General features: G+C 63.5%; 12 protein-coding genes. 2 read left to right on the top strand and 10 right to left on the bottom strand.

The genetic code is table 11. The features are described 5' to 3' along the window. Nucleotides 1-45: 45 nt before the first annotated feature. Nucleotides 46-1,002 (top strand): alpha/beta hydrolase, encoded by a 957-nt coding sequence (locus J3S28_RS19510; RefSeq protein WP_237341793.1) that lies wholly within the window; start codon nucleotides 46-48, stop codon nucleotides 1,000-1,002. Nucleotides 1,003-1,014: 12 nt separating this feature from the next. On the opposite strand, the gene purD is transcribed toward J3S28_RS19510, so the two are convergent. The 6 genes from purD to J3S28_RS19480 all read right to left on the bottom strand — a co-directional run bounded on the left by purD (nucleotide 1,015) and on the right by J3S28_RS19480 (nucleotide 10,919). After that, on the bottom strand, nucleotides 1,015-2,265 hold the full coding sequence (gene purD, locus J3S28_RS19505; RefSeq protein ID WP_207842386.1) for a phosphoribosylamine--glycine ligase: 1,251 nt from the start codon (nucleotides 2,263-2,265) through the stop codon (nucleotides 1,015-1,017). A 10-nt stretch (nucleotides 2,266-2,275) separates the two neighbouring features. Further along, the gene (locus tag J3S28_RS19500; protein ID WP_307797266.1) at nucleotides 2,276-3,598 is read right to left on the bottom strand and encodes a low temperature requirement protein A; all 1,323 of its coding nucleotides are present in this window, start codon (nucleotides 3,596-3,598) and stop codon (nucleotides 2,276-2,278) included. After that, on the bottom strand, nucleotides 3,595-3,915 hold the full coding sequence (locus J3S28_RS19495; protein WP_207842385.1) for a nuclear transport factor 2 family protein: 321 nt from the start codon (nucleotides 3,913-3,915) through the stop codon (nucleotides 3,595-3,597). Before J3S28_RS19495 ends, J3S28_RS19500 begins: the two co-directional genes overlap by 4 nt. A 106-nt stretch (nucleotides 3,916-4,021) precedes the next feature. After that, nucleotides 4,022-6,154: a glycosyltransferase family 39 protein gene (locus tag J3S28_RS19490; protein WP_207842384.1), complete on the bottom strand. Its 2,133-nt coding sequence runs from the start codon at nucleotides 6,152-6,154 to the stop codon at nucleotides 4,022-4,024. After that, nucleotides 6,151-7,425: a bifunctional glycosyltransferase family 2/GtrA family protein gene (locus tag J3S28_RS19485; RefSeq protein WP_207842383.1), complete on the bottom strand. Its 1,275-nt coding sequence runs from the start codon at nucleotides 7,423-7,425 to the stop codon at nucleotides 6,151-6,153. The genes J3S28_RS19490 and J3S28_RS19485 overlap by 4 nt, the downstream gene beginning before the upstream one ends. A 176-nt stretch (nucleotides 7,426-7,601) precedes the next feature. Further along, the gene (locus J3S28_RS19480; RefSeq protein WP_207842382.1) at nucleotides 7,602-10,919 is read right to left on the bottom strand and encodes an NACHT domain-containing protein; all 3,318 of its coding nucleotides are present in this window, start codon (nucleotides 10,917-10,919) and stop codon (nucleotides 7,602-7,604) included. Nucleotides 10,920-11,085: 166 nt separating this feature from the next. Here J3S28_RS19480 and J3S28_RS19475 point away from each other — a divergent pair, with 166 nt between their 5' ends. After that, on the top strand, nucleotides 11,086-11,511 hold the full coding sequence (locus J3S28_RS19475; protein WP_207842381.1) for an HIT family protein: 426 nt from the start codon (nucleotides 11,086-11,088) through the stop codon (nucleotides 11,509-11,511). Here J3S28_RS19475 and J3S28_RS19470 read toward each other — a convergent pair. From J3S28_RS19470 to J3S28_RS19455, 4 genes are all read right to left on the bottom strand, one after another. Then, on the bottom strand, nucleotides 11,501-12,961 hold the full coding sequence (locus tag J3S28_RS19470) for a sensor histidine kinase (protein ID WP_207842380.1): 1,461 nt from the start codon (nucleotides 12,959-12,961) through the stop codon (nucleotides 11,501-11,503). The two genes, J3S28_RS19475 and J3S28_RS19470, sit on opposite strands and share 11 nt — an antisense overlap. Then, on the bottom strand, nucleotides 12,958-13,656 hold the full coding sequence (locus J3S28_RS19465) for a response regulator transcription factor (RefSeq protein ID WP_207842379.1): 699 nt from the start codon (nucleotides 13,654-13,656) through the stop codon (nucleotides 12,958-12,960). The genes J3S28_RS19470 and J3S28_RS19465 overlap by 4 nt, the downstream gene beginning before the upstream one ends. Before the next feature lie 69 nt (nucleotides 13,657-13,725). Beyond that, entirely contained in the window at nucleotides 13,726-14,907 is a 1,182-nt protein-coding gene (locus tag J3S28_RS19460) for a winged helix DNA-binding domain-containing protein (protein ID WP_207842378.1), read from the bottom strand. Continuing rightward, entirely contained in the window at nucleotides 14,907-15,293 is a 387-nt protein-coding gene (locus J3S28_RS19455; protein ID WP_207842377.1) for a RidA family protein, read from the bottom strand. Before J3S28_RS19455 ends, J3S28_RS19460 begins: the two co-directional genes overlap by 1 nt. Nucleotides 15,294-15,345 lie beyond the last annotated feature (52 nt).

The raw sequence follows: 15,345 nt of genomic DNA, 5'->3' as shown, positions 1-15,345 counted from the left end.
GCACCACCGACCGCCGGCGCGCTCGCAGGTACCGTGTATTCCGCAATGAGTACTTTTGGCAGCCGCGGGCCCGACATCGGGGGCAGCGGCGAATCCCGGACACCAGGTGCCGTCACCGGCCGTCGCGCTGTCCTGGGTGCCGGACTGGGCCTGGGAGCGCTCGGGATCCTGGCGGCCTGCGGCAAAGACGAACCGGAGCGGGTCGCACCCCAGCCTGCGCGCGCCAATGACCCCGGGTCGCAGACCGTCTCTCCCCCACCGGCGGTCACCGGTGCTGCCGAGATGTTCACCGGAAGTTTCGTGTCGGCGAAAATGCTTGGTCGCCAGACCAACTGGACCGTCGCCCGACCTGCGGGCGTCACCGGCGACCTGCCCGTTGTCGTCGTCCTCCATGCCCTGAACACCGACCAGCGCGCAGCTTTCCAGGGTGGGCTGGAGATGCAGAACCTGATGCAGCAATGGGCCACCGACGGCAACGCTCCGTTCGCTCTGGCGTCGGTGGACGCCGCCCGCAGCTATTACCACCCCCGCGCAGACGGCACCGACGGCGGCGCGATGGTGCTCGAGGAGTTCCTGCCACTGCTCGAGGGCACCCCCGAACTCGGGTTGCGCACCGACCGGGTCGGGTTCTTCGGTTGGTCGATGGGTGGTTACGGCGCGTTGCGCCTCGGGGCGATGCTGGGCGCCCCTCGCGTCGCGGCGATCGCGGTCAGCTCCCCCGCCCTGTGGGCCGACCCCGCCACCTTTCCGGCGAGGGCATTCGACAATGCTGCCGACTACCAGGCCAACTCGTTGTTCGGGCAACAGGATTCGTTCTCCAAGATCCCACTGCTGATCGAATGCGGGTCGAGCGACCAGTTCTTCACGTACACGCGGCAGTGGATGGCGGGGCTACGTCCACCCCCCGCATTCGGGACCTCGCCGGGCGGCCACACAAACCGGTACTGGCGCGGCGTGCTGCCCGGGCAGATCACGTTCCTCGGCCGCAACCTCGCGGGCTGAAGTCGGAGGAAATCACAGGCTGATCCGGCCTTCTTCCGCTGCAAGGCCGATGTCGCTCCGAAAGTGTGATCCGGCGAGCTTGACCCCGGCCAGCCGTTCGTAGGCCTGGGCGCGCGCCGCAGCAAGGTCGGCACCGACCCCGACGACGCTCAGCACGCGGCCACCGCTGGAGACCACGGCACCGTCGGCGAGTGCGGTGCCGGCGTGCAGAACGCCCTCAGCGTCGGATCCGGTGATGGCGTCACCCGTCCGCGGCCTACCGGGGTAGTTCTCCGCGGCGAGCACCACGGTCACGGCTGCGCCGTCTTCCCATTCCAGGGGCGGCAACTGGTCCAGCACGCCCGACGCCGTCGCATTGAGTGCGACCCCGAGCGGCGACCTCAGCAGGGCCAAGACGGCCTGGGTCTCGGGATCACCGAAGCGGCAATTGAATTCGACGACGGCGGGGCCGTCGGCCCCGATCGCCAGACCCGCATACAACAGACCCGAGAACGGGATCTCCCGCGCAAGCAGCTCCGCGGCGACGGGCTTGACGACCTCGTCGACGATCCGCTGCGTCATCTCATCGGGCAGCCACGGCAGCGGCGTGTAGGCACCCATGCCGCCGGTGTTCGGGCCGGCGTCGCCGTCCCCCACGCGCTTGTGGTCCTGCGCGGGCAACAGTGGGACGACAGTCGCACCGTCGACGAGGCAGAAGAGCGACACCTCCGGGCCGTCGAGGAACGACTCGAGCAGGACCGGGTGTCCGCTTTCCAGCAGATCGGCAGCGTGGATGCGGGCGGCGTTCCGGTCGGTGGTGACCACGACTCCTTTGCCCGCGGCCAGGCCGTCGTCTTTGACCACCCAGGTCGGCCCGAAGCGATCGAGCGCGGCATCGAGGTGGGCGGGGTTGTCGACGATCTCACTGTGCGCGGTGCGGACACCGGCAGCGGCCATCACATCTTTCGCAAACGCCTTGGATCCCTCGATCTTTGCCGCCTCGGCACCCGGACCGAACGTGGCGAATCCCGCGGCACGCAGGGCATCGGCAACCCCGAGCACCAGCGGCACCTCGGGCCCGATGACCACCAGATCGGCGGCCACGGATTTTGCCAGCGACACCACCGAATCGGACGAGACGATGTCGACGTCGTGGTTGGTGGCCAGCGCCGCGGTACCCGGATTGCCGGGCGCCACATGTAGGTCGGTGACCGACGGGTCGCGCTGCAGGCCCAGAACTAGGGCGTGTTCGCGGCCGCCCGATCCGATGACGAGTACTCGCACGTGCCTGACCCTACCGCCCGACTGCGCCACTGCGAACCGACGCCTCCAGCGCTTCGAGTGCCTGCGCCCGGCGAGAAGCACCGACGAGTTCGTCGACGATGACGCCGAGGGCGGGTGCCGATGCGACCACGAGCAGACAGATCACCACCGAGACACCGGCAGAAGCACAGACCATCGCGACCACGAGAATCGCGGCCATCCCGATCACCTCGGCCACATGCACCCGGTGAAAGCCCAGCAAGAAACCATAGAGCAGGAAGATGCACGCCAGATAGATCCCGACCGGGATGACCACCGCCGCGACGGCGGCGGTCTCACCGATCGTCGCCTCGTGTTCGATGTACAGCGCGGCGACGTGCAGCCCGGCGCCCATCATCGCGATCGCCATGAAGATGACGATGTGGAAGTACCCGAACGTGAACGATCGACCTCGGCGCAGATGCAGAGCCTGCCCGGAGGGCACCACGAAGTAGATCCACCACATGCCGAACGTGATGCCCACGCCCGCCAGACCGAGGACCGCGGTCTCCACGGTCCAACCCTGCGAGTGGACCACCGCCTGCAGCGCCGCGGCGGTGCCGACGATGCCCTCACCGAGCGTGATGATCGCGAGCAGTCCGTACCGCTCGGCGATGTGATGGGCGTGCCAGGGAGTGGTTCCCTCTCTGCCGAACGTCTCGGCAATCGCGGGCACCGCCATCTCCGACAGCACCAGCAGACCGACGACGATCAATGTCTGGTACAGGGTGGTGTCGAGGAAAATCACTGCCACCCAGGCGATCTGCACAATGGTGATGCCGCCCGCATAGATCAGGCAGGTGCGGCGATAGTCCGGACTGCTCGACGCCGCCCGCACCCACTGCACAACCATGGCCAGGCGCATCACCACGTACCCGAGGACCAGCACCCGGTTGTCGACGACACCGCCGTGGTGGTCCAGCGATTCGAACACCGGCGCGATCCCCAGGGCCAAGATCAGCACGCCGACCATCTGCACCATCGTCGTGAGCCGGTAGACCCAGTCGTCGGTGTCGAAGGCGGAGGCGAACCACGAGAAGTTGATCCAGGCCCAGATTGCCGCGAACGTGCAGAAGATGAATCCGAGCACCGCGGTTTCGAAGTGGCCTTCGGCGACAAAATGCGCGACCTCGACGCCTGCAAACGAGAACGCGACGACAAAGGTGAGGTCGAAGAACAGTTCTAGATTTGTCGCCGCCCGCCCGTCCTCGTGCGGGTCGCGGCCGGCCATCCGCGTGAGCCGGTGTTTGAGGTCCAGCCCGCTGCCCGGCCGACCGTCCACCGAGTGCGCACCGCCGGGTTCGGTCTCGCTCATCCGGTGATGGTCATCAGCGAGACGCGATCGCCTGCCGTGGTGAAGCCGAACGTGCTCGGACCGTTGAAGCCATTGCCGCCGACCTGCGCGACGATCGTGGTCACGTGCCCCGACACATCGGCGGTCGTGATGTCGAGGGTGACCTGCTTGCCGATGAACTCCGCGTCCGACCAGTCTCTGATCGCGTCACTGCCGCGGAAGGTGCGGCCCCAGTCGTCGACCGCACCGTCCTCGGTGAAGCCGGCGAGGAACGCCGACGTGTCGCCGGCGTTCGCCGCGTCGATCAAGCGCTGTACGGGGACTGGGATCTCGGTCATGGTGGCACCTTTCTCCTGTGTTCGTCTCGCGAAGGATAGAAGAAAGGCGCCACCTACCGGTGCTCATACGAGATGGCTCGCCGATATATTTCGATCAGCAATCTCCTCAGCTGAGATCGTAGAGCGTCACCGAACCAACCGTGGTGCTGGTGAAGTTCGCCTCGACCCACGCGGTGATCTCCGACGCGGTGCCGCTGCCGCCGCCCATCATCCCCCCGCCACCGGCGATGAAATAGTGGATCTCGCCGCCCGCGACGTACTGCTGGAACTGCGCCAGGGTCGGCGACGGGTCACTGCCATTGAAGCCGCCGATCGGCATAACCGATCGCTCGGTGGCCAATTGATACCCCGATGCGCTGTTGGAGCCGATGGCTGCCGCCACCCAGGTGAAGTCGTCGGCGTTCTGGTTCAGGACCGCAACCAGCTCATCGGTCGGCTTGGATCCCTCCAGCAGTCCCCCACCACCCATGCCGCGGCCGTCCGGGGCACCGCCTCGACCGGTCGAGCCCGGGGTCGGATTCGTCTGCGCACCGGTCTGATTCGGCATACCTTGCTGCCCGGTCATACCGGGCGGTACTGCCTGTTGTCCGGTCATACCGGGTGGTGTTCCCTGCAGTCCGGTCATACCCGGAGGGGTCATGCCCCGACCTCCCATACGCATGCCGCCCCCTGGCCCGAATCCACCGGCACTTGCCGGGCCCGCACTCGGGATGGAACCGGCCCTGGCCGACGACACGGTGTCGATGGCGTACGCCGCCGGGCCTGCCAGGCCCAGGACCACGGCGGCCAGCGCAGCGACCACCGCGGAGCGCTGCAGCGCAGCCTTTTTCACTCCGGAGAACACGAGACCGGCAGCGGCCACGATCGAGCCGATCAGCACGACGTACCGCAGCCACGGGAGGAAGTCCGCGGACCGGTCGAGCAGCACGTACGACATGACGCCGGTGGCAAGGGTCGCGCCGGCCAGCACGAACCGCACCCGAGTCTGGTCTCGGTGCCGCCAGCACATCACCCCGCCGGCGCCCACGAGTCCGGCGATCGCCGGCGCGAGCGCAACGGTGTAGTACGCGTGGAAGATGCCTGCCATGAAGCTGAACACGGCCATGGTCGTGACGAGCCACAGCCCCCACACGACGAGCAGTGCGCGTCGACTGTCGGTCCGCACTGCTCTGCCGCACAGCCCGATTGCCGCGATACCGAGAATGAACGCAGCCGGGATGAGCCAGGCGATCTGACCGCCTTGCGCGGAGTCGAACATCCGAGTCCACCCGGTCTGTCCCCACATACCGCCGCCGGGCCCGCCTGCGAAACCACCGGTTCCGGTACCGCCCAGCTGCTCGGGCATGGCAGTGCCGCCACCACCGCCGGGTGTCACGCTGCCCGTCTCGTTGCCGCTGAGGCGTCCGAATCCGTTGTATCCGAGCGTCAATTCGAGGATCGAGTTCTCCTGCGAACCGCCGATGTAGGGACGCGAGTCCTTGGGCCACAGCTCGACAGCGAGCACCCACCACCCGGCCGAGACGATCATCGCACCGAGCGAGGCGAAGAGGTGCCCGAGGCGCCTGATCCAGGTCTTCGGGCCGAAGGCGATATACGTCAGCGCCAGCGGCGGGATGACGAGGAAGACCTGCATCTGTTTGGTGAGAAAACCGAAGCCGACGAACACGCCGGTCAAGATCATCCACCGGATACGGCCGTCGTCAATGGCTTTCAGGGTTGCCCAGACCGCCGCGATCATCAGCAGGACGAGCAGCGCGTCGGGGTTGTTGAAGCGGAACATCAGCGCGGCCACCGGGGTCAGCGCCAATGCGGCACCCGAGATGAGACCGGCCGCCGGGCCGAAACGTTTCCGGACGATCCAGTAGAGCAGCGCCACGGAGGCGACACCCATCAGTGCCTGCGGCACGATGATCGACCACGAGTTGAGGCCGAAGATGCGGACTGCGACGCCCGGTATCCACAGCGACATCGGCGGCTTGTCGACGGTGATCGAGTTCGCGGCGTCGGAGGATCCGAAGAACCACGCCTCCCACGATTGCGAACCCGCCTGTATCGCTGCGGAATAGAAGGAGTTCGCCCAACCGTTGGCGCTCAGGTTCCACAGGTAGAGCACCCCGGTGGCCACGACGAGCGCGGCGAACGACGGTAACTCCCATCGTGGCCGGGCGGTGGACTGCGGATCGGGATCAGGCTGTCCCGGAGCCGGATTTGCTGGCGGGCTGTCGATGAGGAGGCTCATGCGGGCACCTCCGCGGCGGAACGGTGCGAGGCGCGGAACACCCAGCGGAATCCGACGAAACGCAGCACCGTGGCGATCAGGTTCGCCACCACCAGCACGAGGAGTTCGATGTGCTTGGAGGCGTCCGGGGCCCACATGTGCAGCAACAACAGCGATCCCGCGGTCAGCGCCCACCCGAAGATGAAGATCGCGAAGCCCTGCAATTGGTGTTTCGCGACGTCGTCCCGGCCGCGGACCCGGAAGGTGAAGGCCCGGTTGGCCGTGGTGTTGAACACGGCCGTGATCAACAAAGCGAGGAAATTGGCGGCCTGCGCACCGGCGACAGAGTGCAATGCCAGGTAGAGCACCGCGTACGCGGTCGTCGAGGCGACACCGACCACACAGAATCGGACCAGTTGACCTGCCAGACCGCGTGGCACACCCGTGACCTGCGGCCCCGTGTCGCCGCGGCCGAGACTGTCCCGCAGATCCGCCACCGGTAGTCGTCCGGTCGCCAATGCCCGTCCGACCCGCCAGCAGCCTTTGACGTCTTCGGTCGCGGTCTTGACGATGTCGACCTTGCTGGCCGGATCATCTGTCCAGTCCACGGGGATCTCCGCGATCCGCAGGCCGGCCCGCTGCGCGAGGACGAGCATCTCGGTGTCGAAGAACCATCCGGTGTCGTCGACCATCGGCAGCAGACGCCGTGCGACGTCGGCGCGGATGGCTTTGAAACCGCATTGGGCGTCGGAGAAGCTCGCGCCCATGGCGGTGCGCAGCATCAGGTTGTAGCCCCGCGAGATGAGTTCGCGTTTGGGACCGCGCACCACCCGCGACGACCGCGTCAGGCGCGTCCCGATGGCGAGATCGGAGTGTCCGGACACCAGCGGCGCAACCAGGGGTAGCAACGCGTTGAGGTCGGTCGACAGATCGACATCCATGTAGGCGACCACCTGGGCGTCGCTGTGCTGCCAGATCGCCTTCAGTGCCCGGCCGCGGCCTTTGGCGTCGAGGTGCGCAACCCGGACGCGGGTACCCTCGCCTATCGACGCCGCGAGAGTGCAGGCGAGTTGAAGCGTGGTGTCGGTACTGGCGTTGTCGGCGATGGTGATCCGCGCCGAGTAGGGCATCGAGGAAGCGACGAAGTCGGCGAGTTGCCGTACGCATCGCGCGAGATCGAGTTCCTCGTTGAATACCGGGACGACGATGTCTAGCACCGGCGCTGCGGGGGTGTCGTCGATGATGATGGCCGGGGCCTCGGCCGGGGCATCGTCGAGAGTGTCTGCTGTCATGGCACTCACTCTTGAATCAGCGCCTGCCACCCACCTCCGACGAGGCTGTCAAGAAGCTGTGAATCCAAATAAGTCGGGCACCAGCTTTACTCAACATACTTATTCCACACATCAAAGAATCACTTCGACCGCCCGACCAGTTACCAATGGCTTGATTCGCGAATCGTCAGTATCACCTAAGCTTCAGTCCGAGTAAACGAAGCGCTGAACTCCGAAAACCTCAGGTCCTCCTTTCGCGAGAATCCTGGAATGACGCAAGAACTGGCCCCTGGCCCCGCGATATCGACGCGTACAAGTTCTGGAAATAGGCCCCAATCAGTTGCGCTCAGATCCGGCCAGGATGGATTACCGGAAGTCGACAGGGCGAGCGTTCTCAGTTTCGGCATTACGGGTAGAGATTTTACTGGAGCCGATATGAATAAAGACTCAACATTATCGCCACCCGACAATCGGACCGATCGACCCGCGGAAATGTAAGACGAAATCGACAGGCGTTCAAGACCTGTCGGCAGGCCTAGAGATAATTCGCCGCTATCGTCATTGTCACCAAGAACTACGATCCTAAGAGTGCGCATGTCAGCGACACCAGATAGCCTAGTCAAGTCAACAAGCTTGGGACTAACAGTCAACGATAGCTCCTGAACCTTTAGGTCTGCGCCGACGTGCTCGAGGTGAGGGCCGCCTACCGTTAACGACTTAACTTCAACTCCCCCAAGGGGCCCCAGATCGCGGATTGCGGTGTTGTACAAATTTATAAGCTCGAAGCGTTCAAAATCAGCGAGGTCGTCAATATTGGACAGCGCCGAACATTGACTGAGATACAGGATCTCCAGTTTCTCGCAAGCCGAGAGCCCGGACAAGGAGCGAACTGACGAGTTTGACATCCACAATCTTGCGAGATTCGGGAACTTTTTGATATCGACCAAGTCATCCAACTTCGTAGCCCAAGACACATCAAGACCCCACGCGGCATCAGAGGCAGGTATCGACGCGAGGTCGTCAAACTTACCTGGAAAGTCCAACATAACGGCCTTGGCGTGCTGCATACTAGACAAAAATTGCACGGTATCTGGGTCAGTCAACCTAATAAAGCCTCTATCGAGAGTCGAGTCGGCAAGTACTTCCCGCGCGTATGTCTCACTGTTGAACTGACCCCAAGCGCGGATCAACTGTCGGGTGACAGTCACTCGTCTATCCCTGCGGTAGGTCTTCAGCACCTCAAGTGCATCGTCTGTGCCGATGAGCGACAACGCCCGTATGCATGCGGCTACCGTCGTCGCTCGACCATTTTCAATCTTTAACCTCGGAACTGCGAGGGCGCCAGCTGACGCCACAGAGGCAGCATCGGTCATGTTGGCCGGAGGCACAACTTCGTCCAAGCAAGTGCCCAGCAGCTCTTGGACCTTTTCGCTTAAGACCGCGGAGGTCTCCAGGCATGCCACGGCGAGCAGGAACAGGCGGTGACGGTGGATCGGCTCCCGCTTCCCTCGCTGCACAAGATTGTTCAACAGTTCCTCACGCTTCTTAGAACTGAAGTGGCCCGCCGACATGATTACTACTTCACGCCAATGGTCAAGATGAGCGTGTTCGACGATCTTTCCAAGGGCCTCGTCATCCACCAGCTCAGCAGCAGCCAAGTACTCGAGAAAGGTCCGGTGCACGAAGTCAACGCGCCCCTCTACCGGACTTCTCAATACCCCACTTCGCGCGAGCATCAGGTCCGCAACCTGCCCACCTTCCAGTTCGGACTGCCGCGCGAGTTGTCGGGTCTTTCCTGCCACCCGGTGCCGGTAGAGTTCCAGCTCCGCGTCCGCAGCACCATTTTCGTGTAGCCAGAGAGCGAAGTCTGAAAGCAGAGCCCTTTTCTCCATGTAACTCAGTGTCGAAATGCTTTGGACCTTGATGTCTCGTTCTTCGTCGCGATTGTTAACCAACATTTGCAGAGCAGTGTCGTAGAGATCCATTCGATTCTCCGGCAGTTTGTTCACATTCTGCCGATGAATGGCGCAAATTAGCGCACATAGCAGTGGTGAGGTACAAAGGGTGCGCACCATTTGAATATCGTCCACAGCAGCGAGCATTTTATTTTCGGCGATACGCACGAGAGCTTTCTCCTCGTCCGAATCAACAGAACCCGCAGCGGCCGCATGCCAATGAGAGACGAACGCCCGTATATCCACTCGCTGCATCGACAAAAGCTCAGAATACTTGAAATCTTTAACTGCCGCCCAGTCGCGCGAGATCGCAAGCGGTCTCGAAGTCACAATGTATCGAGACCCCGGATATGCGTCAATTAGATCGAGCAGCCATACACGCGCCTTCGAGCGCTGGCTCTCAGGCAATTCGTCGAGACCATCGATTAGTATTAATGCTCGGCCGTCTGCCAAGACCCGATGCACCCATCCTTCTGGCATCACTCCTGCAAGGGGTGAATGATTTACTCCCACGAATTCTTCGGGCCTCGGAAGCTCCCCCAAGGCGAACCGCCGTAACGGCAAGAGGAATGGAATGCTTGAATTCCAGCCGGCGAGTTCGTCGCTGAATCGACTTTGACTGGCCGTTACTGCGATCCATTGAAGGAGAGTCGTCTTGCCGGATCCTGCGTTTCCACCTAAGATTAATCGAGGGTGGCCCGTTAAGGCCGACTCGACACGCAAGCCGTCCTCGTCGTGACGGGAGGAATCGCGCTGTTGACTCGAATCATCATCAGGATTTGGCCCTGATACAGCCTTGCTTGCCATTCTACTCTGGCTAGGTTTCATGGGCATGGTCGCTGACAGACTAATATAGGCAACCGACAATGAATACGCAGCCTGATAGTCGCTGTCGCGAACCCCATAGATCTGGAGTTTGTCATTCTTCTGAACCACAGCTTTTAAGTATCTACTGGCGAATATTTCGTCAACAGACCCCCGACCCCAGGAGTCTGGGAGGGTCTTCGGCAACCGGTCCAACACTGCCTCACCGATCTCAAGAAGACGCGTGCTACGCGCCAGCATTTCTCGAGCAGCCCTTGAGCCAAAGTCGGGCAGCCGCCCCCAGGCGGCGACTATGTAACTGCAGCACTCCGTGAGCAAAAGATCGTAAAGCGCTGTTCCACTATCTCCGAGCAGGGCCTCGCTCGCACCACGTGGGTGGTTAGAACGGATTACTTGTTCGAGAAGAGTCGCATCCAGATCGACACTAATTGGATCGAGATTGGCCAATAGACTAATTTCGAGAGTTTTATCGACCGCTATCGCGGCGGCACTTCGTTCACCACGATCTGCGCTCTGGAACTCGCTATCGATGAAGGGCTGAAGTCGTTGGGCCATAAGTTCGGCGAGTTGTTCAAATTGCCTGCTAGCACGTCGACCCTCCATCACGTCTCCGATTCGGCCGCGAACGACATCGACAAGGTCGCCTGATAAGTCAGCGAGAAGTTCATCCTTCATCCACATTCGAAAGACCCACTTAGTCGCTGTTGACCCCAACGCCAGTGCGATTGGCTCCATATGCGTTCCCTCCCGACAACTATGAGGTTATGAGGTTACCTTCGAGTTCTCAATCTCTCATCACACTGGCTGCGCTGGCAGATACACTCGTCTCGGTGGAGATCGGATGTTCGTTTCAGAGTGCCATGAGGTATAGTTTTCCAGGCTGACCCGTATGATTCGCCTTATGGCATCTGTTTTCTCAAAGATAATCAACGGAGACATCCCCGGACGGTTTGTGTGGAAGGACGACGACGTCGTCTCGTTCCTGACGATCAATCCGGTCACCGATGGGCACCTGCTCGTGGTGCCGCGCCAGGAGATCGATCACTGGGAGAGCGTCGAACCCGCGTTGTTCGCGAAGATCAACACCGTCGCGCAGACCGTCGGTCAGGCTGTGAAGAGCGCGTTCGACGCACCGCGGATGGGTTTGCTGATCGCGGGACTCGAAGTACCTCACCTGCATGTTCACGTGTTCCCGGCGTGGCAGATCGAGACCTTCGACCTGGCGACCGCGGATCAGGATCCCGATCCGGCGGCGCTTGATGCGGTCGCCGACAAGATCCGCACGAAGCTACGCGAGCAGGGCCACGAGCAGTACGTCAGCGACTGACCTGATCTTGCGGACCCGCCTCACGCGGTAGCCGCACCCAGAAGGTCGCACCTTGGCCAGGTTCGGAATCGACCCCGACCGTGCCGCCGTGAGCTGCAACCAGTGCCGCGACGATCGACAGCCCGAGTCCGCTTCCAGCTGAACTTTCTGTGCGTTGCCGCGATGCGTCTGCGCGGTAGAACCGTTCGAACACCCGGGCCCTGTCCTGTTCGCTCAGTCCCGGGCCGGTGTCGGTCACCGACATCACCGCATCCGAATCGACCGTGCCGATCCGGACCGTGATCGTGGCGTCGTCGGGGGTGTGCCGGATGGCGTTGCCAATCAGGTTGCTCAGCACCTGGGCGAGACGGCCGGCATCGCCCATCACCTCGGGGATGCCCGGGCCGTCGAAGACATCGATCGTCACGGTCCGCTCGGGCGCTGCGGCCTTGGCGCCGTGCGCCACCTCGGATGCCAGCGCGAGCAGGTCGACCGGCGCCAGTTCGAGGGGTCTTCGGGCGTCGAGTCGGGCCAGCATCAGCAGATCCTCGACCAGCAGTCCCATGCGGCCGGCTTCGGTCTCGATTCGCGACATCACCTGGTTCGCGTCGGTCATCGCGCCTTGGCGGTAGAGCTCGGAGAAGCCCTTGATCGAGGTCAGCGGGGTCCGGAGTTCGTGGCTGGCGTCGGCGACGAAGCGGCGCATGTTGTCCTCGGAACGGCGGGCCTGCTCTTCGGATGCGGCGGTGGCGGCGAACGCCCCCTGGATCTGGTGCAACATCGTGTTGAGCGACGCCGCGAGATGGCCGACCTCGGTGTTGGCCGCGGCAGGCGGAACTCGCTGGTCGAGATTCCCCGCCGCGATCTCCTGCGCGGTGTTCTCGACCCGCTGCAGCGGCCGTAAGCTGGTGCGTACCAACAGATATCCCAGCGCACCGACCAACAGGATCACTCCGGCACCGATACCGACCTGTAGCCAGATCAGCCGGGTGACGGTGTCGTCGACGTCGGTCAGTTTCACCGCGACGACCGATGTGCCGAACGGCGAGGTCGTCTCGATGACCCGCCAGCTCGGTTCACCGCCATCCGCCGAGTTCACGGTGACCGGATCGCTGCCCGCACCACTGAGGTCGCGCAGGTCCGGCTCGCCTCCGACGTCGTTGATCGTCATGACGGTGCCGTCGGCACGGTGAATCTGCACGAAGAACGGCGACGGCGGACGACCGTTCTGATCATCCGGGGATCCGATGTCTTGAGGCGGCAGATCCCGCGGTCGTGCGAAGCTCTCCGATGCCTCTCGCAGCGACTTGTCGGTGCGGTCCATCAGGTTGTTCTTCATCGCAGAGGTGACGGCAACCCCTGACACCAGCAGGCCCAGAATCACGAGGACGAGGGTCAGGGCCACCAGCGAAAACCGCAGTGGCACACCGCGCCGAGGCGATGTGGGCGTCGGCGCGGCAAGCTGGGTCATCGGGGCTCGCGCATCACGTAGCCGACACCGCGCAGGGTGTGGATGAGGCGTTTGTCTCCGGTGTCGACCTTGCGCCGCAGGTAGGATACGTACGACTCGACGACATTGACCTCACCGCCGAAGTCGTAGTTCCACACGTGGTCGAGGATCCTCGGCTTCGACAGCACCGTGCCCGCGTTGATCATGAAGTAACGCAGGAGCGTGAATTCTGTGGGCGACAGCGACACCAGTTCGCCGTCCTTCCAGACCTCATGGGTGTCGTCGTCGAGTTCGATGTCGGCAAACGAGATCCGTGGGCTCTGCTCCGGCTTGTCACCATAACCACCGCGTCGCAACAGCACCCGCAGTCGTGCAACGACTTCTTCCAGGCTGAACGGCTTCGTGACGTAGTCATCGCCGCCGATGGTCAGGCCGGTCACCTTGTCTTCCAACGAATCCCGGGCGGTGAGAAACAGTGCGGGCGCCTCGACGCCGTCTGCACGCAGTCGGCGCAGGAGCCCGAACCCGTCCATACCCGGCATCATCACGTCGAGGATGAGCGCGTCGGGCCGGAAGGTGCGTGCGCGATCAAGCGCTGCGGGCCCGTCGGCAGCGGTCTGGATCTCGAAGCCCTGGAACTTCAGCGACACCGACAACAATTCGCGGATGTTCGGTTCGTCGTCGACAACCAGCACGCGGGCACCCTGATCACTCATGCCACCCACCTTGCCTGACCTACTTCTCCACATTCTGCCGACAAGCTGGGAGGTTCCTGTGAACCTGAACTAAGTGAAGTCTTTGAGGAACGGCGCCGGATACCCGGGTTTCGGCCGATGATCTCCCAGCCACGCCGACAATTCCTCCGCACGAACCTTCACCGCCTTCGTGGCCGCCCGGTTCACCTTCTCCAGCAAGTGCGTCCCGATGGAGCCGTCGGCCCGCTGATACCAGCCACCGACGATGCGTCCGTCCCACCAGAGTGTCTGCCCACCGTTACCGTTTCTGTCGAACAGGTGCGGAGCGTGCGACCCCAGGTACCAGTCGCGCTGCTTCCAGCCCATCACTGTCGGATCCAGTTCCGGAAGTACCAGCGCTGCCGGTTCCACCGCATCGACCGGCTCGAGATCGTCGGGCAGCACGTACCCGAGCTGACCACCCTCGAGATCCACCTCGACCACTTCGAGCTGCGAAAGGGCGGTGCGCACAGCTGTTTTCGTTGACCCGAGCCACCACACCACATCGGTTTCGGTGGCAGGACCGAACCGCTGCAGGTACCGGCGGATCAGGTTTCTGTGTCCGGTCTCGGGATCGTCGATCCGGAGCGGCTCACCGAGCCAATCGGTCATCGACGACCACTTGGGCCGCGACCGCAGCCAGTTCCCGTCGTTGGGACCCCGCACGATGGTCCCGCCGGCGCACATGTGACTGAGGACCCGCGGACCCATCCCCGCGACGCCCGACCAGGCTTTGCCCTCACCGTGCCGGATGACGCCCTCCAGGGCGGGCAGTTCCTTGCGCAGCTCTGTCGACGACGCGGTCCTGCCGCCGGTCAGAGCCCCGGTGACGGCCTCGCGCGCGGTCTCGATCCAGCCTTCCGGATCGGGGAAGTCGTCACTGCGCCGCAGATCGCGCAGCATGTTGGTGCGTTCACTGGCGGCCACCCTCGTACCCACCGCGCTGACGGCGTCGGCGAGGGCAGGCCTGCCGAAGACGAAGAGGGTGCGACGCATCGCGAGTTGCTTGACGAGAGTGCGGTCGACATAGAGCGCGCGATCGAGCTCGGGGATGTCGAACGATCCCATCCGGGCCCAGGTCGACAGGTACACCGTCGAGGCGGTGGTGGCGTGCAGGCCGACGACCGCGTCGGCGACCCCCTCAGCCGTCTGGGCATACGTCTCGGGGACCAATCCATGACGGCGCAGCAAACGCGCGCGCCGCTGCTCGGTACTGATCGCCAGGCGGCCCATCAGGCGGGAACGACCGCCACGGCCTCGATCTCCACGAGCTGATCGTCATAGGCCAGCACCGTCACACCGAGCAGTGACCCTGCCGGTTTGTGCGCACCGAACGCCTCGGTCACCACGTCCCACGCGACGCTCAGATCTGCCTGGAGATTCTCGGCGACGAACACCGTCACCTTCACGACATCGTCGAGCGACGCCCCGGCCTCTTCGACGGCTGCGGACAGATTGGCCATGCACTGAGCGGCCTGTCTGCTCACGTCACCCGGGTAGACCGTCTGCCCGTCGGCGTCGATCGGCGCGGCTCCCGCGGTGAAGATGAGCGTTCCCGGCGGGACTGTAGCGCTCCGCGTGTGGCCGCCCTGATCCCCATTGATCTGCACAGATGACATGGCGTCATCGTATCGTTCCGCGATCTCCCCGCCGACGACCCGCGCGGCCCGC

Origin of the sequence: Williamsia soli (genome assembly GCF_017377795.1) — a bacterium.
GTDB classification, from domain to species: Bacteria; Actinomycetota; Actinomycetes; order Mycobacteriales; family Mycobacteriaceae; genus Williamsia; species Williamsia soli.
Note: the sequence above shows the minus strand (reverse complement) of the source record. Positions and strands in the feature narration are given on the sequence as shown.

Excerpts from the sequence above, each read along its gene's own strand:
- J3S28_RS19465 (WP_207842379.1), bottom strand. The coding sequence starts at position 13,656 with ATGAGTGATCAGGGTGCCCGCGTGCTGGTTGTCGACGACGAACCGAAC.
- J3S28_RS19460 (WP_207842378.1), bottom strand. The coding sequence starts at position 14,907 with ATGGGCCGCCTGGCGATCAGTACCGAGCAGCGGCGCGCGCGTTTGCTG.
- J3S28_RS19510 (WP_237341793.1), top strand. The coding sequence starts at position 46 with ATGAGTACTTTTGGCAGCCGCGGGCCCGACATCGGGGGCAGCGGCGAA.
- J3S28_RS19500 (WP_307797266.1), bottom strand. The coding sequence starts at position 3,598 with ATGAGCGAGACCGAACCCGGCGGTGCGCACTCGGTGGACGGTCGGCCG.
- J3S28_RS19475 (WP_207842381.1), top strand. The coding sequence starts at position 11,086 with ATGGCATCTGTTTTCTCAAAGATAATCAACGGAGACATCCCCGGACGG.
- J3S28_RS19470 (WP_207842380.1), bottom strand. The coding sequence starts at position 12,961 with ATGACCCAGCTTGCCGCGCCGACGCCCACATCGCCTCGGCGCGGTGTG.
- J3S28_RS19480 (WP_207842382.1), bottom strand. The coding sequence starts at position 10,919 with ATGGAGCCAATCGCACTGGCGTTGGGGTCAACAGCGACTAAGTGGGTC.
- J3S28_RS19455 (WP_207842377.1), bottom strand. The coding sequence starts at position 15,293 with ATGTCATCTGTGCAGATCAATGGGGATCAGGGCGGCCACACGCGGAGC.
- J3S28_RS19490 (WP_207842384.1), bottom strand. The coding sequence starts at position 6,154 with ATGAGCCTCCTCATCGACAGCCCGCCAGCAAATCCGGCTCCGGGACAG.
- J3S28_RS19485 (WP_207842383.1), bottom strand. The coding sequence starts at position 7,425 with ATGACAGCAGACACTCTCGACGATGCCCCGGCCGAGGCCCCGGCCATC.
- J3S28_RS19495 (WP_207842385.1), bottom strand. The coding sequence starts at position 3,915 with ATGACCGAGATCCCAGTCCCCGTACAGCGCTTGATCGACGCGGCGAAC.